The 19,680-nt window shown below is 40.8% G+C and carries 24 protein-coding genes; 14 read left to right on the top strand and 10 right to left on the bottom strand.

The window, feature by feature from the left end; genetic code table 11:
- Positions 1-226 (top strand): ATP-binding protein (locus BW716_RS29210; protein ID WP_083729604.1); only part of this gene is annotated, 226 nt, incomplete at its 5' end.
- A gap of 837 nt (positions 227-1,063) precedes the next feature.
- Here BW716_RS29210 and BW716_RS29200 read toward each other — a convergent pair.
- The 3 genes from BW716_RS29200 to BW716_RS37115 all read right to left on the bottom strand — a co-directional run bounded on the left by BW716_RS29200 (position 1,064) and on the right by BW716_RS37115 (position 2,422).
- Entirely contained in the window at positions 1,064-1,549 is a 486-nt protein-coding gene (locus BW716_RS29200) for a hypothetical protein (protein WP_083729602.1), read from the bottom strand.
- Between the two features lie 13 nt (positions 1,550-1,562).
- Positions 1,563-2,078 carry a hypothetical protein gene (locus tag BW716_RS29195; protein WP_083729601.1) on the bottom strand — a complete coding sequence of 172 codons (516 nt, stop codon included), beginning with the start codon at positions 2,076-2,078 and terminating at the stop codon, positions 1,563-1,565.
- 110 nt (positions 2,079-2,188) lie between these two features.
- A complete protein-coding gene (locus BW716_RS37115) occupies positions 2,189-2,422 on the bottom strand; it encodes a hypothetical protein (RefSeq protein WP_083729600.1) in 234 nt (77 codons plus the stop codon).
- A gap of 195 nt (positions 2,423-2,617) precedes the next feature.
- Here BW716_RS37115 and BW716_RS29185 point away from each other — a divergent pair, with 195 nt between their 5' ends.
- Together BW716_RS29185 and BW716_RS29180 are read left to right on the top strand one after the other, a co-directional pair.
- Positions 2,618-3,514 (top strand): IS1595 family transposase, encoded by an 897-nt coding sequence (locus BW716_RS29185; RefSeq protein WP_083729599.1) that lies wholly within the window; start codon positions 2,618-2,620, stop codon positions 3,512-3,514.
- A 22-nt stretch (positions 3,515-3,536) separates the two neighbouring features.
- The gene (locus BW716_RS29180) at positions 3,537-3,929 is read left to right on the top strand and encodes a hypothetical protein (RefSeq protein ID WP_143709100.1); all 393 of its coding nucleotides are present in this window, start codon (positions 3,537-3,539) and stop codon (positions 3,927-3,929) included.
- A 246-nt stretch (positions 3,930-4,175) separates the two neighbouring features.
- On the opposite strand, the gene BW716_RS29175 is transcribed toward BW716_RS29180, so the two are convergent.
- Positions 4,176-4,496 (bottom strand): helix-turn-helix domain-containing protein, encoded by a 321-nt coding sequence (locus BW716_RS29175; RefSeq protein ID WP_083729609.1) that lies wholly within the window; start codon positions 4,494-4,496, stop codon positions 4,176-4,178.
- Positions 4,497-4,621: 125 nt separating this feature from the next.
- Here BW716_RS29175 and BW716_RS29170 point away from each other — a divergent pair, with 125 nt between their 5' ends.
- The 3 genes from BW716_RS29170 (at position 4,622) to BW716_RS29155 (ending at position 7,890) form a co-directional block, all read left to right on the top strand.
- Positions 4,622-5,386 carry an SDR family NAD(P)-dependent oxidoreductase gene (locus BW716_RS29170; protein ID WP_083729597.1) on the top strand — a complete coding sequence of 255 codons (765 nt, stop codon included), beginning with the start codon at positions 4,622-4,624 and terminating at the stop codon, positions 5,384-5,386.
- Between the two features lie 927 nt (positions 5,387-6,313).
- Entirely contained in the window at positions 6,314-6,583 is a 270-nt protein-coding gene (locus tag BW716_RS29160; RefSeq protein ID WP_083729595.1) for a hypothetical protein, read from the top strand.
- Between the two features lie 182 nt (positions 6,584-6,765).
- Positions 6,766-7,890, top strand: coding sequence for a DUF5009 domain-containing protein (locus BW716_RS29155; RefSeq protein ID WP_083729594.1), 1,125 nt, complete (start codon positions 6,766-6,768; stop codon positions 7,888-7,890).
- Positions 7,891-7,910: 20 nt separating this feature from the next.
- Here the strand turns inward: BW716_RS29155 and BW716_RS39220 are convergent, their stop codons facing one another.
- Positions 7,911-8,075, bottom strand: a complete 165-nt coding sequence (locus BW716_RS39220) for a cytochrome P460 family protein (RefSeq protein WP_083729608.1) — start codon at positions 8,073-8,075, stop codon at positions 7,911-7,913.
- 81 nt (positions 8,076-8,156) lie between these two features.
- Complete coding sequence (locus tag BW716_RS29145; protein WP_083729593.1) at positions 8,157-10,568, bottom strand: ABC transporter permease; 2,412 nt, start codon at positions 10,566-10,568, stop codon at positions 8,157-8,159.
- A gap of 154 nt (positions 10,569-10,722) precedes the next feature.
- Here BW716_RS29145 and BW716_RS29140 point away from each other — a divergent pair, with 154 nt between their 5' ends.
- Positions 10,723-11,190 carry a YhcH/YjgK/YiaL family protein gene (locus BW716_RS29140; RefSeq protein ID WP_083729592.1) on the top strand — a complete coding sequence of 156 codons (468 nt, stop codon included), beginning with the start codon at positions 10,723-10,725 and terminating at the stop codon, positions 11,188-11,190.
- 101 nt (positions 11,191-11,291) lie between these two features.
- Here BW716_RS29140 and BW716_RS29135 read toward each other — a convergent pair whose 3' ends face one another.
- The gene (locus BW716_RS29135; protein WP_143709099.1) at positions 11,292-11,552 is read right to left on the bottom strand and encodes a hypothetical protein; all 261 of its coding nucleotides are present in this window, start codon (positions 11,550-11,552) and stop codon (positions 11,292-11,294) included.
- A gap of 103 nt (positions 11,553-11,655) precedes the next feature.
- Here BW716_RS29135 and BW716_RS29130 point away from each other — a divergent pair, with 103 nt between their 5' ends.
- A complete protein-coding gene (locus BW716_RS29130) occupies positions 11,656-11,949 on the top strand; it encodes a hypothetical protein (RefSeq protein ID WP_083729590.1) in 294 nt (97 codons plus the stop codon).
- A gap of 22 nt (positions 11,950-11,971) precedes the next feature.
- Positions 11,972-12,733 (top strand): ATP-binding protein, encoded by a 762-nt coding sequence (locus BW716_RS29125; RefSeq protein WP_083729589.1) that lies wholly within the window; start codon positions 11,972-11,974, stop codon positions 12,731-12,733.
- Positions 12,734-12,775: 42 nt separating this feature from the next.
- Here BW716_RS29125 and BW716_RS29120 read toward each other — a convergent pair whose 3' ends face one another.
- The gene (locus BW716_RS29120) at positions 12,776-13,696 is read right to left on the bottom strand and encodes an AraC family transcriptional regulator (protein ID WP_083729588.1); all 921 of its coding nucleotides are present in this window, start codon (positions 13,694-13,696) and stop codon (positions 12,776-12,778) included.
- A gap of 218 nt (positions 13,697-13,914) precedes the next feature.
- On the opposite strand from BW716_RS29120, the gene BW716_RS29115 reads away from it, so the two are divergent.
- Both BW716_RS29115 and BW716_RS29110 read left to right on the top strand, forming a co-directional pair.
- The gene (locus BW716_RS29115) at positions 13,915-15,447 is read left to right on the top strand and encodes an aldehyde dehydrogenase family protein (protein ID WP_083729587.1); all 1,533 of its coding nucleotides are present in this window, start codon (positions 13,915-13,917) and stop codon (positions 15,445-15,447) included.
- A 71-nt stretch (positions 15,448-15,518) separates the two neighbouring features.
- Positions 15,519-15,875: a DUF779 domain-containing protein gene (locus BW716_RS29110; RefSeq protein WP_083729607.1), complete on the top strand. Its 357-nt coding sequence runs from the start codon at positions 15,519-15,521 to the stop codon at positions 15,873-15,875.
- A 2-nt stretch (positions 15,876-15,877) separates the two neighbouring features.
- On the opposite strand, the gene BW716_RS29105 is transcribed toward BW716_RS29110, so the two are convergent.
- Complete coding sequence (locus tag BW716_RS29105; RefSeq protein WP_083729586.1) at positions 15,878-16,297, bottom strand: MauE/DoxX family redox-associated membrane protein; 420 nt, start codon at positions 16,295-16,297, stop codon at positions 15,878-15,880.
- Positions 16,298-16,384: 87 nt separating this feature from the next.
- Complete coding sequence (locus BW716_RS29100; RefSeq protein WP_143709098.1) at positions 16,385-17,323, bottom strand: hypothetical protein; 939 nt, start codon at positions 17,321-17,323, stop codon at positions 16,385-16,387.
- A gap of 56 nt (positions 17,324-17,379) precedes the next feature.
- Between BW716_RS29100 and BW716_RS37110 the strand changes: the two genes are divergently transcribed.
- The 3 genes from BW716_RS37110 (at position 17,380) to BW716_RS29090 (ending at position 19,660) form a co-directional block, all read left to right on the top strand.
- Positions 17,380-17,538, top strand: a complete 159-nt coding sequence (locus BW716_RS37110) for a hypothetical protein (protein WP_179091321.1) — start codon at positions 17,380-17,382, stop codon at positions 17,536-17,538.
- A gap of 905 nt (positions 17,539-18,443) precedes the next feature.
- Complete coding sequence (locus BW716_RS29095) at positions 18,444-19,034, top strand: NTP transferase domain-containing protein (RefSeq protein WP_083729584.1); 591 nt, start codon at positions 18,444-18,446, stop codon at positions 19,032-19,034.
- Positions 19,035-19,186: 152 nt separating this feature from the next.
- A complete protein-coding gene (locus tag BW716_RS29090) occupies positions 19,187-19,660 on the top strand; it encodes a molybdopterin-dependent oxidoreductase (RefSeq protein WP_083729583.1) in 474 nt (157 codons plus the stop codon).
- Positions 19,661-19,680 lie beyond the last annotated feature (20 nt).

Below are 19,680 nucleotides of genomic sequence, written 5' to 3'. Positions count from 1 at the left end.
CATGCTGTCTCATTTTTTAAATTTTTTCAACAGTACCTATGAAAAAACAGCCTTTATCATCACTACCAATAATAACCCCGCAGAATGGGCTACTATGCTCAATGATGAGGTACTGGCAACCGCCTTACTGGACAGATTATTATTCCAGTGTGAAGTAATAAATCTAACAGGAAAAAGCTTCAGACTGGAAAATAGGAAAACAATTTTTGAGCTTACAAACAAATAAATAATACATTTACCTCACTCTGCAGTATTGCTGCCGTTTTTTAGGTATCATTGCTGCCGAAAATAATGTACCATTGTTGCCGAAAACTCTGCATTGTTATCTGCCGATTACAAGGTTGTGGTTTCGCACTTTCGGCCTGATAATAAATCAGTCCGGTCCTGGGATTACCAACTGTATAGGTAAACTTGTAGAGGCCATTGCGTGATTCGAGTACCATTCCATTAACTACAGGTGCATCAAGGAAGCTATTAGATCCTTTTCTAAAGGTTCCTTTATAGTTGTTTCCAAGGATACCAATTTCTACTACATTAACCTGAAAATTCATTTCTGCAACATAAGAATCAATTTGTTTTCTAGCTTGTACATAATTACTATATTCACTCCAATGTCGTTTAGTTAAGCAAATTTCATCGAAAAGTAGTTAAAAATGGCTACAAGATCAGTAAATTTGTTTTACTGAAAAAGCGAACAAGGATTATAGGACAAAAGTAGTTAAACATATAGTAAAACTGATTGATGATGCTCAATACAAGAACCGTAACAAAGACGGGGAAAAAGGATTTACCCGGAACCTTAAACTCCCATTCAAAGAACTCATAGTACTTATAAGCCGAGGTATGATGCGATCAATTCAGCGTGAGCTTAACGATTTTTTTGGAAAGATTCTGGATCTGGATTATAGTATGATGATATACTTCTTAAAACATGTGAAAGTATTAGAACTGGTAGAAAGTTTCCTAGGAACCATAAAGTCAAGAAGCCTGCAATGGAATACAAATAACAAAAGCCGTCTCTGAATAATAAGAGACGGCTTTTACCGTAATTAAGGAAATGAAATTAAAATTGAATATTCGCCTCTTTTAAAGGGTTGTCCTGTTTATCTGAATAGAAATTCACAGATAACAAATTTTGACCGATTACTAAATATCTGACAAATACAAGGTCATTTGGCCTTTTTTCATCATAATAGAACACATGTGAAAGAGCTGCGGGATGTGTTTCTATATAATACACCCCTTTAAATTTATACCCACAAATCTCTTTCGGAATTTTAGCTAATTCTTCAAGGTGACTCTTGGTTTCATTAATGAATCTGGAAGGTGGATCGCTTTTGTTAAATGTTGCAATCAAGTCTCCATTCTCATTCTCATAGCATTTAAAGTCTCCTGCGGGCGTTTCTCGGATTGGACGCCAAAATGCTTTTCCCGAGGTATCTCTTAAGAATAATGAAATGTACTTTGCCGTTACATTCAATTTCTCTTTGTTTTGGCAAGAGCCAATAAATGGCAACGTAATTACAAATATTGTCCAGATTTTTTTCATCGGAAGTACATGATTAATTTATGGCTCCACGAGCAATAGCTGTTGCATTCCAACTTACATTTGGATTTAATGGATCATTATTGGGCCAGAAATTAGCCGTGTAATCCAAATTCCATCCATAATTTGTAATTGCATTTGAAGTACTCTCAACTTTAACACCATTGGCTATTTCTGCTCCGACTTCTACGCCAGCAGCATTTATTCCACCTTTAACAATTACGTTGCCGTCAGAAGTGTATATCATAGTTCTTTTTTCAACTAAATCTCCAGATGCATTTCCAAAGAATTTATAAGAACCAGTTAGCACATTTAGAATGGGTGCTTTTTGCACCTCAAGAGCTCCAATATTCTTACCTACAAGTAGTTGTGTAACTGGTTCTGCCTGAGTAGCGTTAGGCTGTGACGTTACATGGGCATTATATCTAAAAGGAAGTGTTAAATACAGTTCGACCGGGCGGGATTTAAAAGCAAGTCTGACTTTTATATCATATCTAAGATTCTCTGTTAATCCGCCAACTGTACCAGACATTGTGCCCAATCCAGCTTCAAAATAATCTTCACCCCAGTTCGGCGAGTTTTCTGGTAGGCTTGCATTACCAGTAGTTGTGGCAGCTAATGTATTAGCTGCTGATGTCCCTGTTAATTTGCAGAATTGTTTTTTAGCACGGTGAAAAAGCTATCCCTACGATTATCGTTTTCGAATACACTATTCAAAAAATCATACTGTTCTTTTGTGAGATGGTAAGAAATAGTCTCTTTCTCATTAGAAGTTTCTTTAATCAAAGGATCCAGGTTATTTTCATTTTTGGCACAGGAAAATAACAGCAATGAACATAGGCTAACAGCAGCTAGCTTACAGAATATTTGTTTCATGAGTTAAACAATTGGTTTTTGTTCGGGTTAAAAATGTTCGCAAACTTAAATAATTTTACACGATAACTTAAAATTTATTTTTAATGATAGAGGTCACAGCAAGAAAGTAAATAAATAAAATTAATTAGAATTACCCATTTACGGGTCGTTACGCAAATATGCGGCGTAGTGCTATCATAGCTTTATAAAAAAACTATGTTTAGGGGCATCACAATTGAAAGTTTTCAAAGACATTTTCCAGATGAAGAATCGTGTTTACAATACCTTGCAGAGTTGAAGTGGCAGCAAGGGTTTCGTTGTAAGAAGTGTGGTGGAGAAATGTGGTGGAAAGGTAAAAGGTGGCTTGATAGACGTTGTCAGGCTTGCAATTATAATGAGTCTCCCACTGCAGGGACATTGTTTCATAAAGTAAAATTCAGTTTGCTGACAGCTTTTCAGATTTGTTTCCGTTTGAGTGTAAGTAAAAAGGGGATGTCAAGTTGCGAAATAAGCAGGGAATATGGCATCCGTCAAACAAGTGCCTGGTATTTTAAGCACAAAGTGCAGGAGGGCATGCAAAGTAGTGAACAGTTTCCATTACAAGGTCGTGTAGAGGTAGATGAATTTGTGATTGGTGGCAAGGAAGAAGGGAATCAAGGTCGGGCTAAAGGAGATCGAAAAATTATCCTGATAGCAGTTGAAAAAGTATGCCGAAATAGAAAGACTGGCAGAGCGTATGCCCAATGCATAGAGGATTACAGCTCTACATCGTTTCAGCCATTTATGGAAAAACACATCGATAAAAAATCACGGGTAGTGACAGATGGCTGGGCAGCTTATGCTCCTCTAAAGAATATATTTCCACGATTGGAGCAGGTAGAATCCGGTAATGGCAAAAATTTTCCTCATTTACATACTCATATCATGAATTTTAAAGGTTGGTTAAGAGGCATTCATCATCGTGTTTCTGAGAATCATATGCAGGCATACTTAAATGAATTTCATTTCCGATTTAACAGAAGAAATCATTTGGGCAGTATAATGCACAAACTTTTATCCAGGATGGTTGCTGCTGCTCCTTTATTTTTAACTTTACGAGAGCTAAATGGGTAATTCTATAAATAAAATTAATTTTATGAAATATTTTGGTGTTGACGTCTATGATGCAACGTTTATTTCTCCATTTGTTTTAGATGAAAATCAATCTCTCGAATCTCAGGATTTTCTGTTAGATAGTGAGATAGGAGGTTTGGATTTTCTTTTTAGACAATATGAGTTTTTCCTCACTATTGCTTGGTATGGAGACAAAGATGATCTGTTTAATGAGAATAATGTGTTTGTAATTAGGATCTATGAGCCAGTTAATTTTGAAGGGCGTAAAACTTTTTTTAAAAAGATAGCCAGAACTGATTTTGGAGAACTTAAAAAACTACTACATGAAGCTGTTGAATTTATGGAGAAAATGAAGACAATGAGTGATAAAGATATCCAGGAATTTCCAGATTTGAATTATTGGAGTATACGGTGAATGTTTTAAGAGTGTAGTATCATACCAATAAGAAGAGGTTGCGTCTCAAGATATGATGCAACCTCTTCTTATTGATTCTGATTAACCCAATTGAGGTGTTTTTAAGATATAGTGGCAGAAATCAAAGCACCAAAGTTCAGTTTTGCACAAAAGTTCAATCAAATAACTTCAGTTTAACTTTGTACTATAGTTGAATCGTAGCCGTTCATTCGCTTATCGTCAACACTATATTAGTGATTGCGTTTTTTATTTTGTCTGTTGAAATTTTATTGCCCATTCATTCATTTGTTCAAGCAGGGGTTTCATTGTTAAGCCGCCTGTTGTCAAACTATATTCAACTGTTATTGGAACAGTATTAAATGTTTGTCGGTTTACAATTCCTGCGGCTTCTAAATCTTTCAATTCTTTGATGAGCATTTTGGCTGAAATACCTTCTATTTCCCGTTCCAATTCCTTAAACCGTTTTTTACCAAAATACAGTATGGAAAGAATGTGCAATTTCCATTTTCCACCCAAAACCTGCAAGATGAATTGTAATGATTCAAAATTGTTTACACATTTTTCCATGTTTATTTTCGTTTTATTTATCTGATTTCTAATAATAGTAACTTTTTGGTTATTAGTATACTTTGTTGTAACTACTTGCAAAAGTATACCATTGGGTTTACATTTACAATTCAAAACGAAAAATTATGTTGAAAGGAAGAACAATTTTAATTACTGGCGGTGGGTCGGGAATTGGTGAAACACTTACAAACAAGTTGTCAAACGACAACAAAATTATCATTTGCGGAAGGAATGAAGATAAACTGAAAAAGGTTGCCGCTGCAAATACGAATGTGTCATATTATGTTGCTGATGTTTCTGTCGCCAACGAAATTGACGAACTTTTTAAAAGAATAAAAACAGACGGAATTGTTTTAGATGTTTTGTTCAATAACGCAGGTGTCGTTGAGCAATGGGACATTACAAAATCGGCCTTGTCATCTGCTCAGATTTTTGAAAAGATAAATACAAACTTGTCCGGTGCTATCGCTATTACACAACAATTTGTAGGTCAGGCAAACAAGTCAGTAAACAACGTAATTGTAAATATTACTTCTACTATTGCAATTTTTCCTTTTCCTGTTTTAGGTTTGTATTCTACGTCTAAATCAGGGTTAAGTATATTTACAAAAATGATAAGACAACAACTGAAAGGTACAAATTTCAATGTTGTTGAAATTCTTCCGTCTCAGGTTGAAACTGAAATGCCTAAAAAATTAGGATTTACGTCAAGAGGTATGAATGTGCAGGATTTTGCAAACAAAACGATTAACGCAATCAACAAAGGTAAAACAGAATACTCAGCTGACCCGAATGTTCCTATGCTTAAATTATTCAATAGACTTTTACCGAAAAGTAGCGTGTTGAATATGGCTGATAAAATCAGTAAAAAAATATTAAAAAGTGAGTAGTTTTTGTAGGCTGTCAATGACTTGAAAGAGAAAAAGCAGAGGGTGGTCCCAAAAGCAGCAAAAAACTCAGGAATCGAAAGATTTATTACCTACATTGTGAACAACATAAAATATTGAAATTAAATTTATCCCTCGTATCAATTGGGAGGTTAGTAATAAGTTGATGAGATGAAATCAGAATTGTTAAATAGCATTTTATCTAATTACTCAAAGGTTAGGATAGATGATTTTGAGTTAGATATCTCTGCAATAAAACAGGGAATAATATTTTTGTATGCTTCGTGGAGTCAGAGTCGCGTCCAATTGAATAGCCTATTAGCTTCATTAAGCGATTGTCACAATATTGAGTTGTTTGTTTTTGATATAGATCATCGAGAATCTATTCTCTTTCTTGAGAAGAATGGATTGCAGTCTGATGGTTGAGGAGAAACCTTTTGGGTGAAAGGGGGAACCATCATTGATTCTTTGAAAAAATATGATATGAATAATATTGGAGAATTGGTAAAGAAAAATATTTGTTTACCAGGATAATAAGCTTAGGCGCCTATTTAAAAGGCTGAGGATATTATTGATTTTTAATACTTTCCCAAAAAGAATAAACTTTTACTTTGCCCCGTAGGAAAATAATGTATGACGAAGTAGTCAGATTTTTAGTTGGGCGGCTCTCCACACTGTACTTCCCATTGCAGTAAATTACCGTTATTTCAATCATTATTAACCTTTCGAAAAAAGCCTATGTTTAACCCATTAGTCATTCCATACTTGGTGACGACCGATTGCATATGCAGCCGTGGCCGAGTATACCGAAGACCCGAAGATGCAATCGCCTCGTATTGTTAGTAATCCATTTATTAACGATGTATCGCATCTTCCATGAACACTCACTTTAATTTATACATACAACTTCCTGCCTTCTGGAAACTTAGAATGGCAGACAAAAACATCAAACCTCATCATGTTATATTGTACCTCAACCTCTTGTTGAAATGGCATGAACAGCATGACAACCCCGTTCTCCACATCAAGTCATATGAAATGATGGATGAAACTAATCTTGGTTCCCGGAGAACGTATTTCCGTTATATGAGAGAACTCCTTGAATGGGGTTACATCAATGGATACCGCAAAGGAACCAACGGAGCGATAGTAGAGATGAAATTCCTACACCTGCCTGCTGACGAACAGATTGTATCCTAACCCCGTACAAAGAGTTAGTAGCAGGAGATGAGGATGTAGAAGTGTATGATAACGTCTAAAGTCCAAGGTTGCTTCCAGGTGGTACTGGAAGCAACCTTTTATTAAATTGGGCATAGTATATTATAAGCTGAGAGGGAGGATAATTAAATAAAATTTACTATTTTGTTATGTAATGTTCGATTATGAAAAACTTGTCTCAACGTCTCTTATCTATCGATGCCTTCCGTGCCATCACCATGCTGGCTATGATCTTCGTCAACGATGTCAGTGGGGTATCTAACATCCCTGCCTGGATAGAACATACCAAAGCTGCAGATGATGGAATGGGGTTTGCTGATACGGTATTCCCTGCCTTTTTATTTATTGTCGGGTTGTCGATCCCATTTGCCATTGGCAAGCGGATCGCGAAGCAGGAGTCATTTATCAAAACAGAAACACATATTTTAACCCGTTCACTGGCCCTGATCGTGATGGGCTTTTTTCATGTGAACCTGGAAAGTTATAATAGCGAAGCGGCCATCCTGCCGTATGCAATATGGGAGATATTGATCACTGTAGGATTCTTTCTGATCTGGCTGGATTATAAGAAGAAACAATACCTGTTGCAGGGATTAGGAATTGCATTACTCATAGCCATGGCTGCCTTGTACAAAGGGGAAGGCGGTCAATGGATGCGGCCATCCTGGTGGGGAATATTAGGTATTATAGGCTGGGCTTACCTGGTGAGTGCGACTGTCTTTTTATTGGTGAAGGGGAAATTTCCTGCATTAATAGTATTGCTGGCCGTTTTTTTAGGGATCAATTTTGCAAAGCATAGTGGGGTATTATTAGTGGATATACCTGTAATAGGAGACGCGTCTTCCATTACATTGATCATGGCCGGCGTAGTCATTTCCAGTATCCCTAAAAAATCAATTCCCCTGTTAATTGGAATAGGTGTAGCGGCTATAGTGATTGGTTTGATCGTACGACCTTATACAGAAGGGATTTCAAAGATCAGGTCTACACCTTCATGGGTATTGATATGTGCGGGTATCAGCACGGTTGTATTTGCAATTATGATCTGGTTAGTAGATCTGAAAGGTAAGATGCACTGGTTTTCGTTTATCAAACCTGCTGGGACCAGTACATTGACCTGTTATCTCATTCCATACCTGTTATATTCACTGATGTTATTAGTGCATTTTCATTTTCCAGCATACTTAAATAATGGGGTAGGTGGGATCTTAAGAAGTATTGCAATAGCCTTTATGGTGATCTGGATTGTGGGCAGAATGGAAAAGATCCATCTCCGGCTCAAGATATAAACTGTTCCCCTGAGCGATACTTAAAATATAACCATCGGTAAAGTGAATCCATAATTCTTATTTTTCTGGGGCCGGTGACAATTGGTGCACTCATTTGTAAACGTCGCGTTCCTGCCATAGGCCTTTAAACCGGCACCTTTCCATCTGGCCCATCCCCAGCCTAATGTAAAAAAGAAACCCCTGATCCGGACAAATCAGGGGTTGGTATAGACATTAATGATGAAGTGGATTCGGGAAAACTGCAATTGAAGTCATCATGCAATATTTTATTCCGCCTTTAAACTATGCACCGGGTTGGCCAGCGCCGCCTTTATCACCCTGAAACTAATCGTCAGCAAAGTAATACCAATTGCCACCAGCGCGGCAATCACAAACACCATCCAGCCAATATTTGTACGGTATGAGAAGTCCTGCAACCAGCGGTTCATCAGCACATAAGAAAGCGGTGTTGCAATCAGTATCGCCACAATCACCAGCCTTAAAAACTCTTTTGACAACAGCGTCACAATACCTGAAATACTAGCTCCCAATACCTTGCGGATACCAATTTCCTTGGCCCGTTGTTCCGCCGCATAAGTCACTAAACCAAATACACCCATGGCGGCAATTATGATCGCCAGTACTGCAAAGATGGTGAATACCTGGCCGGTACGCTCTTCCGCTTTATACATGTGATCAAAGTCATCATCCATAAAGGTATATCTGAAAGGTTGCCCTGACATATCCTGCTGGTTCTGGTATTTATCTTTGATCTGTGCCAGCACCCCGGTAAGGTCATTGCTCTTAATACGAACTGCCATATATTGACGATACTCACCCAATCTGAAAATCAATGGTGGAATCTTGCTCTTCATCGTCCCTGCATTGAAATCCTTTACTATGCCGATCACATGGAACTGACCTTCATTATACAAATACCTGTCTTTGAGATCTTCATATCCTAATACCTTTGCGGCCGTTTCATTCAGCAACACCGCATTGGTATCACTCGGCATCTGTGGAGAGAAATTTCTTCCACCTACAACCTGCATATCCATGGTCGGAATATAATCGGCATCCACCATCCACTCCACCAGCGCCATTAACTTGCCATCTCCCGCCATCGGCGTTTTTGAATAAGAATTGGTATTTCTGTACTCAGACGTAGGTAGCGAGCTGGTAATGGTGGCATTCACGACCCCCGGAATCTGTTTGACCTCCTGCTGAAAACTCTTTGCATGGTTCCACAGTGCGCCGATATTCTGTAATACCAATACCTGCTCCCTGTTATAACCGGTATTACTGTTGCGGATAAACTGCAATTGTTTGAAAATAACCAGTGTACCTACCAGCATTAATATCGTAGCGGTAAACTGAAATACCACCAGGCCATTGCGCAGCCAGCTACCTTTCATCCCTTTGGAGTACTTGCCTTTCAACACTTGCACAGGCTCAAAAGAAGAGAGGAAGAAAGCAGGATAGCTCCCCGCCAGTAACCCCACTACCAAACAGGTGACAATAAGCCCCGGCATTATCCAGGTGAGATGGGTCCAGTGTAGGCTGATGGATTTATCAGAAAGGTTATTGAGATAAGGTAATAAAGCAGCGGCGATGATCACAGCTATCAACAAAGCAAAAAATGCTGTTAAGACAGACTCGCTGATAAACTGGAAAACCAGGTGACGTTTCTCAGAACCTAATACCTTGCGGACCCCAACTTCACGGGCCCTGCCTGCAGAACGGGCCGTACTCAGGTTCATAAAGTTCACACAGGCGATGAGTAAGATCAATACACCCGTAATGATAAAGATGTACACGTAGGTGATGTTCCCGCCAGGTTCCGCTTCGTCATTATTCGTAGAGCGGAGGTGAATATCTTTCAACGCAATGGCATTGTAGCGGAAGTAACCACCATGTTTTTCCAGCTGGGCGAAATTCTCTCCCAGGTAACTCATAAGACCTGGTTCCATATATCGCCTGGTACCTTCATTGATGATCTGTTGTATCCGGGAGGCAGACACACCCGGTTTTGCCAGTATATAGGTCGTATAACTATTGCTGAGCCATCTGTCCATCATATCATCTGTGCGGTGACCCATAGAACGGATCATATCAAAATGAAGATGAGACTGGGAAGGGGTATTCCGGATCACCCCGGTGATAGTATAAAAGGTCGTATTATCCATTTTCAGGGTCTTTCCCAGTACATCGGTACTTTGGAAGTACTTCCGTGCCATCCGCTCGGAGATAACGAGCGTATTGGGCTGTGAGAGTGCTGTAGCCGGATCGCCCACGATGAATGGTAATGAAAAGATCTTAAAAACGCCAGGATCTGCAAAGCTGGTATTTTCCTCAATGAGGGTTTCTTCTCCCTCTGCTTTTTTAACCAGTGCCTTACCCTGGTTGTCAAACCGCACAAATTCCTCTATCTGTGGGAAATCCCTTTTCAGGGAAGGCCCAAATGCTGCAGGCGTATTCCTTTCATGAAAGATAGTGCCATTGATCAGGAAGTCCGCATCCAGGCGATAGATCCTGTCTGCATTTGCATTGAATTTATCATAACTCAGTTCATCCGTCACGAAGAGAGTGATGAGCAGGCAGGTAGCAAGTCCGATAGCCAGGCCAAAAATGGTGATGGCAGAAAAGCCTTTATGCTTCCATAGGTTCCGGAGGGCGATCTTTAAATAATTCTTCAGCATGCAGATCTTTATTTGTTCAGGTGGCGTACTAAGAAAATGCCAAAATTAATGTACGCTGTAAATCAATACATTGTGATGAGTGTTCGGGCGTAAGTGTCCGCTTTTGGTACGAATGATGTACGGTTTTGATTATCTTCCACCCGAAATTTAAATTATGATACTGGATACACTGGCACAATACTCAAGGTATGCGTTTTTAGGGCCAAAGTTCGCCCGTGCGTTTGAATATTTACTCTCTACTGATTTCAGTAGGGTGGAGAAAGGGAAGTACGAGATAGATGGGAAAGACATTTTTGCTATAGTAAATGAATATGACACGGTGGATGCAGCGGGAGAACAGATGGAATCGCATAGGAAGTATATCGATATTCAATACATGGTAAAAGGGGAGGAGCTGGTAGGCCATGATTTCATGCTGCGTCATCAGCCCTCAAAGGCGTATGATCCGGAGGCGGATTATATGTTGTTTGCAGAAAAACCGATGTTCTTTTCTGTATTGAAAGAGGGAATGTTTGCTATATTTTTTCCCACCGACCTGCATATGCCGAATATAAAGATTGACCAGCCGGTAGCGGTGAGGAAAGTAGTGATTAAGATTAGTGTGGATGCCCATTCTTCGTAAAGATCGTATGTTAACTGAGTAGAGTAGGTCTTAGCCCCCATCCTTTTGTACACATCAAAACCACCTGCACGATCCCCGTGATGATGGGAGGCAATCACCATTCATACAGGCAGATGATGTCTGCGCTGAATGCTGTCGCTGAGCGGCCTTATCTGGGTCGTATCCCAGGGGGTATCAATGATGACGGCACCTTTGGCCGTTAGCAGGTACATACCGGTAGCGGGGTACTGTGCACCGTCATTTTCATGCCAGGTAACGTAGGTATACACGTGTCTGCTGAGGTGTTGGATCTGAAGCCTTTTTTGTGCGAACACGCAACACGGAAAAATGCAGTAGAGTAGTAGGTGGAATGATCTTTTCATGTACTGTAAATGTAGTTTTATTTGCGTGTTAACTTCTCATTAACTCGTTCGTGAGAATAGATAGTCTACTTTTAACACCTGTAGTATCAATAATTCATTTGTCATGGATAAACAAGCTATCTCAGAACTTGCTGCCGGTGCTGTTAATGCCCTTAGTGCTAATCTGAAAGTAGGTGGCGCAATAGAAACTCCTTTGTCAAGATGGATTAGTAGCAGACTTTCTGCAACAATTATAGCCGCGCTTCGAAAATCTCCGACTGACCAGACCATACAGGAAGGTGCAGAACAGGAACTGGTAGCCTTGTTAACAGCGCAGCCTGCATTAATTCAACAACTCTCCGGCCTGATGCGGATGGCGCACAATGGAATTGTGATGCCGCAGGATGGCAAAAACTAATTTTCTTATCTAACAGCACAAGATGTCGATACCTTCTTTAATAACCACTGCCCCTACTGAAGATTTATTCGAAGGAAGGAGGACTGACCTGGATGCGATCAATACTTTCGCGGGTATTTCGAACCGGGTGGTCTGTATTAGTGGTTTGGCGGGTATTGGGAAAACGGCTTTACTGAAGCAGTTTTTTAATGCGGCGATCCGGCGGCTCAATTTGATGGGGCAGCCGTATTATCAGCATGCACTGTGGCTGGAAAATGATTTCAAAGTACTCATGGATACCTGGCAGCTGACCAGTGTACATGATGTGTTGCTGAAACTGGTGAATATGGGGGGCGATAAGTTGTTGTGTATGGACAATGCACCTGCTGATCCCGCACTACTGGCTTACCTGACGGAGCATAAATGGACGGTGATCGTTACCTCGCGGGAGCGGATAAAGGAAACCATTCCGTATGAGCTGCAGGAAGTGAATATTGATGATGCTATCCGGATATTTGCTTTGTATAATGGGCTGGATCCGGATTCATTAAATATTTATGAGACGGAGATGATCAGTGATATTGTATGCCGGTTATTGCAACACACGCTGGCGTTGGAGATTACGGGTAAGTGTTCGGGAGAGAAGGGGTGGAGCTTGCATGAAATTAACCAGGTATTAAAAGAGAATGGTTTGAACATACCCAGACTGGCGGATATTAGTCGCCAGTTGACAGATACCAAAGTGAAGGCCATGTTTGCGCAACTGGCTGTAGTTTTCCCCGTGGGAGCAGAAATGGCTTTTTGAACTGGATAAAGTTGTTTGAGTAACCGGCTATAAATTCTCACATCAAATAATACAGGACTGATACGCTTTTGGAGTAATACCTTCCAACTGTTTGAACACCCTTACGAAATAATTTACATCACTGAATCCACATTGTTTACTGACAGTATTTAAATTTTGCGAGGGCTGCGACAGTAGCTGTTTTGCCAGTTTCACTCTTTCCCTGGTTATATATTCCAACGGAGTAATACCGAATTGTTCCCGGAACCATTTAAAAAAGAGATTTCTGCTCAGGTAAGCTTTACGACACAGGGCATCTACGGCGATTTTTTCTGTAAGGTGTTCCTGTATATAATGGAGCACATATTGCATCCTGTTCTGATTATTCGAGCTGTGAAGCGATGAATTCGATTGTTCCAGGTGCTGACTTTGAATCAACCGGATCAGCAATTCTTTCAGGTGCAGGTCTGCGTAAATATTTTTGGCCTTGTCACCACTACTGCATACGCTAATGAGCTTATTGATCAGCGCTGTGATTTGATCATCGTTTTCGAAGTGGTATTTATTAAAGGTGAGTTGCCAGTTGGTTTTATCGTCTCCTATATTGTAATAAGAGTGAAGGTATTCAATGGTGTCCCTGAGGTACGCGTCGTCTACGGCGAGTGCAATGCATTGTGTAGGATTGTCAAGACTCGCTTCGGGAAAGTCGATGATCATAGTTTCGTTGGGAGGTACGATCACAGTTTCGCCTGGAAGGTAGTGAAACGAGGGACGGTCCATCAGGTGCATCACTTTGTGACCGCGCACCATAGAGGTGATAACGAGGTCGTGGAAGGTGAGGGGCACGTGTTGAGCCTGCTCATAGCTTTCGAAGATGTTCAGCTCACAATTTTTGAGATTAAAGATCCTTCTGTTTTCTACCAAAGTATGGAGCTCGCGCGACGAGGAAAGTGCAACGTGGTTTAAATGATTTTTAACCTGCATGATAAAATCATTTTTGTTAGTACTATAAGTAAGATAAGCTATTTTTTCTGGAAGAATATGTTAAAGCTTTTGCCGGATTGGTTTACTCCGATAGGTAGCCTTTTTAATATCCTTTTTAATAAAGTACAATCGTGCTATAAATAAGTACAAAAATCTCCCCCTGTCAATCCCATATGCCTGATATTAGCAATATTAATTCACGAAATAAATTCCACCGTATGAGCAACACAGTCGCCGTGGCTCCCACACCAAACGTGGCGGAACGCCCTGCTTTTAAATCGAAATACGATCATTTTATCAATGGAGAATGGGTAGCACCCTCGAGCGGAGAATACTTTGATAATATCTCTCCGATAGATGGCAAACCCTTTACACAGGCGGCCCGTGGCAATGCCCAGGATATTGACAAAGCTATCGACGCCGCACATAAAGCATTTGAAACCTGGGGCAGAACAGCCGCAGCGTATCGCAGTAATTTATTACTTAAGATCGCCCAGATCGTTGAAGACAATCTCGACTACCTAGCTACCGTAGAAACCATTGACAATGGTAAACCTATTCGCGAAACCAAGGCAGCTGACCTGCCACTGGTGGTAGACCACTTCAGGTACTTTGCAGGTGTGATCAGGAGTGAAGAAGGCTCGCTCAGTGAACATGATGAGACTACGGTAAGTATCAACCTGCACGAACCAATCGGTGTAGTCGGACAAATTATCCCCTGGAATTTCCCGCTGCTGATGGCTGCCTGGAAAATAGCCCCCGCATTAGCTGCAGGTTGTTGTGTAGTGGTAAAACCAGCGGAACAGACACCTACCGGTATCATGGTCCTGATGGAATTAGTCGGACATGTACTGCCAAAAGGAGTGTTGAATGTGGTAACCGGTTTTGGGGTAGAAGCAGGTAAACCACTGGCATCCTCTCCAAAGATTAACAAGGTGGCCTTTACAGGAGAAACGACCACGGGACGTCTGATCATGCAGTATGCATCAGAAAACCTGATTCCGGTAACGATGGAACTGGGGGGCAAGAGTCCGAATATCTTCTTTGAAAGCGTGATGGATGCAGATGATGATTTCCTGGACAAAGCGGTGGAAGGTGCGGTCATGTTTGCACTGAACCAGGGCGAAGTCTGTACCTGCCCCAGCCGTATCCTGGTGCATGAACATATTTACGATGCCTTTATTAAGAAAGTAGTAGAACGTACCAAGGCGATTAAGATGGGAAACCCGCTGGATCCGACCGTGATGATGGGGGCCCAGGCCAGTGAAGACCAGTATCAGAAGATCCTGAGCTATCTGGATATCGGCAAACAGGAAGGAGCGGAAGTGCTGGCAGGTGGAGACGCATATAAACAGAACGGTGGTCTGGAAAACGGCTATTACATTCAGCCTACTTTGCTGAAAGGAAATAATAAGATGCGCGTATTCCAGGAAGAGATTTTTGGCCCGGTAAGCTGCATCACTACTTTCAAAACAACGGAGGAAGCGATTGCGATCGCCAATGATTCATTATACGGATTAGGTGCCGGTGTATGGACCCGCGACGCGCATGAGCTGTACCAGGTGCCAAGAGCAATACAGGCAGGCCGTGTTTGGGTGAACTGTTACCATGCTTACCCGGCGCATGCACCATTCGGTGGATACAAGAAGTCTGGTTTTGGTCGTGAAACACATAAGATGATGCTGAATCACTATCGTCAGACCAAAAATATGCTCATTTCTTATAGCAAGCAAAAACTAGGATTTTTTTAAATAGGGATCATGTGGACAAGAGGGCTGCTGCCCGGATGGGAGCAGCCCTTAATCTATTATCTGATTTTATAATGATAGCAAGAATTCTGGCCACACCGGTCGCAATAGAACTGATTGAGAAGCTTAGGCAACAGCATGGGCCGCTGATGTTTCATCAGAGTGGTGGGTGTTGTGACGGGTCTCAGCCTATGTGCTTTCCGGAGGGAGAGTTTAAGGTGGGACAGTCAGATGTATTATTGGGGAACGTTGCCGGCTGTAATTTTTATATGGGTGGTGATCAGTTTGAATATTGGAAACATACGCAGCTCACACTGGATGTAATTGCTGGCAGGGGAAGTAGTTTTTCGCTGGAGATACCTTTGGGCGTAAGGTTTCATATACGGTCAAGGGTGTTTACAGAGGATGAAATAAAGGCATTGGCTAATTGATCTCATTTTGCATTGTTCGTTTTATACAACAATACGCCGGTGGCCGCCAGCAGGGTGAACCCGGCATTGAATGCGATGTGAGCCGGGTAAGACATTTTGCCTAATATCCCTCCACAGGAGCAGGGGATATTTGTATAAAAGAAATACAGCGTACTCAGGTACAACGTGAACAATAACATGGTAAAGAAAGAGAGAAATAACCCAGATTTGCGCGTAGCAGCAAAACTCAGTAAGGCTACAATTAAAAACTCAATTCCTAAAACTCCCGGACCTAATAATTGTTTGTCATATTTTACTAAGAGGGGAGACTTACTCATATCGGCTAGAAAGAGGCCGTAGTCCATTGCTTTTACAACAGCAGCGTACATAAATAGTAAACCTAGTAAACTTACGATGGTGATGACAGCGTATTCTTTTTTCATTGATCAGACAGTTTGAATCGTAAAATGGGTCTATTATAAGCAGCGATGAGGGGGCGCTGTATTTTAGTAATAGTAATTATTTCTTTTTCATTGATCAGACAGTTTAAATCGTAAGATGGTTCTCTCATAAGCAGCGATGAGGGTATCACCGCATTTAGCCATCTGCAACACAGGTTTATTCTGGAATCCCGGCAGGCGGAAGCTGCCTGTATACTTACCGTCAGCAATATTGTAAACATCTACCGCAGGCCCCCTGTAATCACTTTTGATGGCATCCTGAGAGAGCACATAAGAGAGAACATACAAATGTGCTGCATCGGCAGTAGCCGTAGAATTGATAATGATCGCTTTTGGGGAGCGGGAATAAATATTGCCGGTTGGCACCGCGATATTGATAGGTGGTGATTGATCGATGGTTTGGAAAGATTGTGAAACACCTTTTGAAACATCATACTTTATAATATCACTATTATAAAATGAAACATAAAACTGGTACCGGGCATCATTCACAAAGAAGCCATCGGCAGATAAACCACCATCTTCAAAGTGCGTGAATTCCCGGATGGTGCTATCCTTAAAATGTAGCTGAGTACCTTTTCGTGTCAGGAAAGCAGCTATGCCTGTACTGTCGATCTGTTTGTTTGCCGGTTGATAGAGGGTAATATGTTCCTGTGTTTCATCAAACAAATAAAACATCTTCCCATCCTCCGAAATTTCTATTCTCGTAACAATAGATAATGGCTTTACACCATCGTTAAAAAAAGTATCCAGCTGCTGACTTACTGTATTATATCTGAAGACGGCTTTCTGGCTATATACATACCCGTAGATGTCATTGCCGTTAGCCCGCATAATACTCACCCTGCCAGGAAACGCAATGGTATCAATCGTTTCCAGCTGATAATGATTGTACATCCGGCTGACACCTGCAACAATTCTATCCGGTTCGGCACCACGTACGAGTATATACATAATGATAAATGCACTGCAAAAGAGTGCGGATAGGATCCAAAGATTTCTTTTCATAAAATAGAATAGATAGTAAGAGGGTGTTGCTCACACCCTCTTAACAAACAGCATAAATGAGTGTGAAACGTAGATCAGGGGCAGATCTGAGTTTTGATACCCCACGCACCGCTGGAATTACAGGTCAGGTCTGGTTCACAATGGCAGTATGCTGCTCTTTTGGACTGGCCCGCCTTTACGGCAACAGCAATAGTGGTGCCTGCAGCAAGCACTAACAGAAGAAACGCTAACTTTTTCATCGTTTTCGATTTGTGTTTTTGATTATTAGTATGAGAAATGAAAAATTACAGGGTTTATGTGGTTGACATTTGATAAAAGGGTTTAGAATGAAAATTACAGGGTTTTAGTAATTGACATTTGATAAAAGGGTTTAGAATGAAAATTACAGGGTTTATGTGGTTGACATTTGATAAAAGGGTTTAGAATGAAAATTACAGGGTTTTAGTAATTGACATTTGATAAAAGGTTTAGAATAAAAATTACAGGGTTTTAATAATTGACATTTGATAAAAGGTTTAGAATAAAAAGTAAAGGGTTTTATGACTGACAATTTATTTTGAAAATGTTAAAACTACACGAATAGCTTCCATTCCAGGTAGTCGTTTCTGATGATAGAAATTTAGATATTAATAATAATTACAGGGCTTCTCTGCTATCTGGGCTCACAATATGTTTTTTATAGTATACTCAATCTAGGAAAGTTTTTTGAGAGTAACAATAATTTTGTGAGTATTATTTTTATTCAAAACAAAAATGATTTTCCCTGAAACGCGTTATATTTAATAGACGAAATTAGCTATTCGATAGACAGAACGGGCGGATGAGCCGTAAACCCGTTCCATTATTTACACAGAATTTCCCAAATCTGGAATTATTGAGCAGACAGAGCACTAGATAAATCACTGAAAATTAATGGTTTGCCTTAATTGGCATGTGCTATGCATTTACTATAGTACATTGCTTTTTTCATAAGCTTACTAGGAGATCATACGCAGCATTTGGACTATCAGCCTTCAGCTTGCCAGCAGGCTGTAACCCTTATGATGCAATTGTGGTCTCCTATTTTTTTTTCCTTAAATTGTGAGCGTCCTTTCCCCTGATACTTAAAATTTTTTAAGTTATGAACAGTTATGGTGTATTGATACTGGGAGCAGGAAATTCTTCCCGCCTGGGACAGCCAAAGCAACTATTGCGCTACCAGGGCAGGACCCTGATCCGGCAAATGGGTGAAGAGGCCATTGCAGCGGTAGATGCGCCTGTGATGGTGGTGACCGGGGCCAATGCGGATCTTGTGGAAGAGGCACTGCGTGAGCTTCCCATTGAGGTGGTGGAAAATGATCATTGGGAAGAAGGGATGAGTAGTTCTATTGGTATTGGTGTGAAAGAATTGCAATTGTTGCATCCGGAGCTTTCCAATATTATCATTATGGTTTGTGATCAGCCGTTTGTAAATGCCGGTTTGCTCAGGCAGCTAATTCAGCACCAGATAGTAACTGGGAAGGGGATTGTAGGAGCTACCTATGAAAATACTATTGGTACCCCGGTGTTATTTGGGAGCGATTATTTTCCTGCTTTAAAGGAACTGAATGGTCAGGATGGGATACGGCAGATTTTGCGTCAGTCAACGGGGGATATTGCGATTGTATCTTTTCCTTTGGGAGCATTGGATATTGATACTGCGGAAGATTATCAGCAATTACTAAAACGGTAGATAAAGTTTCTTTTGCTATAGAAGTCTGAAAATTGATAGCGCTGCCAGCAACCAGCAATTGCTAAAACGGTAGATAAAGTTTCTTTTGCTATAGAAGTCTGAATATTGATAGCGCTGCCAGTAACCAGCAATTACTAAAACGGTAGATAAATATGAGAACCATTTGCTTCCTCTTTGCATTTTTTTTCCTCCAACAATTAAAAGCACAAACCATCCAGGTCACTGGTGAAGTCACCAAAAAACTAAACCTGACAAAAGATGATCTTGCAAAGATGAACAGGACCACCGTTACTGCCAAAGACAAAGACGGCAAGGACCATACCTACAAAGGCGTGGCTGTAGCCGAGATCTTAACCCAGGCTGGTGTAACTACCGGCGCCCAGCTACGGGGCGCAAACCTTTCTAAATATTTATTGGTGACATGCGCAGACGGATATGCTGTGGTGTTTTCTCTTGCTGAACTGGATGCAGCCTTCACTGATAAGGTCGTAATTCTGGCGGATGAAAGCGATGGTCAACCGCTGCCTGTAGACAAAGGGCCATGGCGCATTGTTGTACCCGGCGAAAAGAAACCGGCGAGATGTTGCTACAGGGTAACAACATTAAATGTAGGCTTTGCAAAATAGTTGCTACCCACCCCAACCCC

It is taken from the genome of [Flexibacter] sp. ATCC 35208 (genome assembly GCF_001975825.1).
Classification (GTDB): Bacteria; Bacteroidota; Bacteroidia; order Chitinophagales; family Chitinophagaceae; genus Chitinophaga.
Note: the sequence above shows the minus strand (reverse complement) of the source record. Positions and strands in the feature narration are given on the sequence as shown.

Bases quoted from the DNA above. Each gene is read 5' to 3' on its own strand.
- BW716_RS29200 (WP_083729602.1), bottom strand. From the start codon at position 1,549: ATGAAAAAAATCTGGACAATATTTGTAATTACGTTGCCATTTATTGGC.
- BW716_RS29195 (WP_083729601.1), bottom strand. From the start codon at position 2,078: ATGTCTGGTACAGTTGGCGGATTAACAGAGAATCTTAGATATGATATA.
- BW716_RS37115 (WP_083729600.1), bottom strand. From the start codon at position 2,422: ATGAAACAAATATTCTGTAAGCTAGCTGCTGTTAGCCTATGTTCATTG.
- BW716_RS29185 (WP_083729599.1), top strand. From the start codon at position 2,618: ATGTTTAGGGGCATCACAATTGAAAGTTTTCAAAGACATTTTCCAGAT.
- BW716_RS29180 (WP_143709100.1), top strand. From the start codon at position 3,537: ATGAAATATTTTGGTGTTGACGTCTATGATGCAACGTTTATTTCTCCA.
- BW716_RS29175 (WP_083729609.1), bottom strand. From the start codon at position 4,496: ATGGAAAAATGTGTAAACAATTTTGAATCATTACAATTCATCTTGCAG.
- BW716_RS29170 (WP_083729597.1), top strand. From the start codon at position 4,622: ATGTTGAAAGGAAGAACAATTTTAATTACTGGCGGTGGGTCGGGAATT.
- BW716_RS29160 (WP_083729595.1), top strand. From the start codon at position 6,314: ATGGCAGACAAAAACATCAAACCTCATCATGTTATATTGTACCTCAAC.
- BW716_RS29155 (WP_083729594.1), top strand. From the start codon at position 6,766: ATGAAAAACTTGTCTCAACGTCTCTTATCTATCGATGCCTTCCGTGCC.
- BW716_RS29145 (WP_083729593.1), bottom strand. From the start codon at position 10,568: ATGCTGAAGAATTATTTAAAGATCGCCCTCCGGAACCTATGGAAGCAT.
- BW716_RS29140 (WP_083729592.1), top strand. From the start codon at position 10,723: ATGATACTGGATACACTGGCACAATACTCAAGGTATGCGTTTTTAGGG.
- BW716_RS29135 (WP_143709099.1), bottom strand. From the start codon at position 11,552: ATGAAAAGATCATTCCACCTACTACTCTACTGCATTTTTCCGTGTTGC.
- BW716_RS29130 (WP_083729590.1), top strand. From the start codon at position 11,656: ATGGATAAACAAGCTATCTCAGAACTTGCTGCCGGTGCTGTTAATGCC.
- BW716_RS29125 (WP_083729589.1), top strand. From the start codon at position 11,972: ATGTCGATACCTTCTTTAATAACCACTGCCCCTACTGAAGATTTATTC.
- BW716_RS29120 (WP_083729588.1), bottom strand. From the start codon at position 13,696: ATGCAGGTTAAAAATCATTTAAACCACGTTGCACTTTCCTCGTCGCGC.
- BW716_RS29115 (WP_083729587.1), top strand. From the start codon at position 13,915: ATGAGCAACACAGTCGCCGTGGCTCCCACACCAAACGTGGCGGAACGC.
- BW716_RS29110 (WP_083729607.1), top strand. From the start codon at position 15,519: ATGATAGCAAGAATTCTGGCCACACCGGTCGCAATAGAACTGATTGAG.
- BW716_RS29105 (WP_083729586.1), bottom strand. From the start codon at position 16,297: ATGAAAAAAGAATACGCTGTCATCACCATCGTAAGTTTACTAGGTTTA.
- BW716_RS29100 (WP_143709098.1), bottom strand. From the start codon at position 17,323: ATGAAAAGAAATCTTTGGATCCTATCCGCACTCTTTTGCAGTGCATTT.
- BW716_RS37110 (WP_179091321.1), top strand. From the start codon at position 17,380: ATGAGTGTGAAACGTAGATCAGGGGCAGATCTGAGTTTTGATACCCCA.
- BW716_RS29095 (WP_083729584.1), top strand. From the start codon at position 18,444: ATGAACAGTTATGGTGTATTGATACTGGGAGCAGGAAATTCTTCCCGC.
- BW716_RS29090 (WP_083729583.1), top strand. From the start codon at position 19,187: ATGAGAACCATTTGCTTCCTCTTTGCATTTTTTTTCCTCCAACAATTA.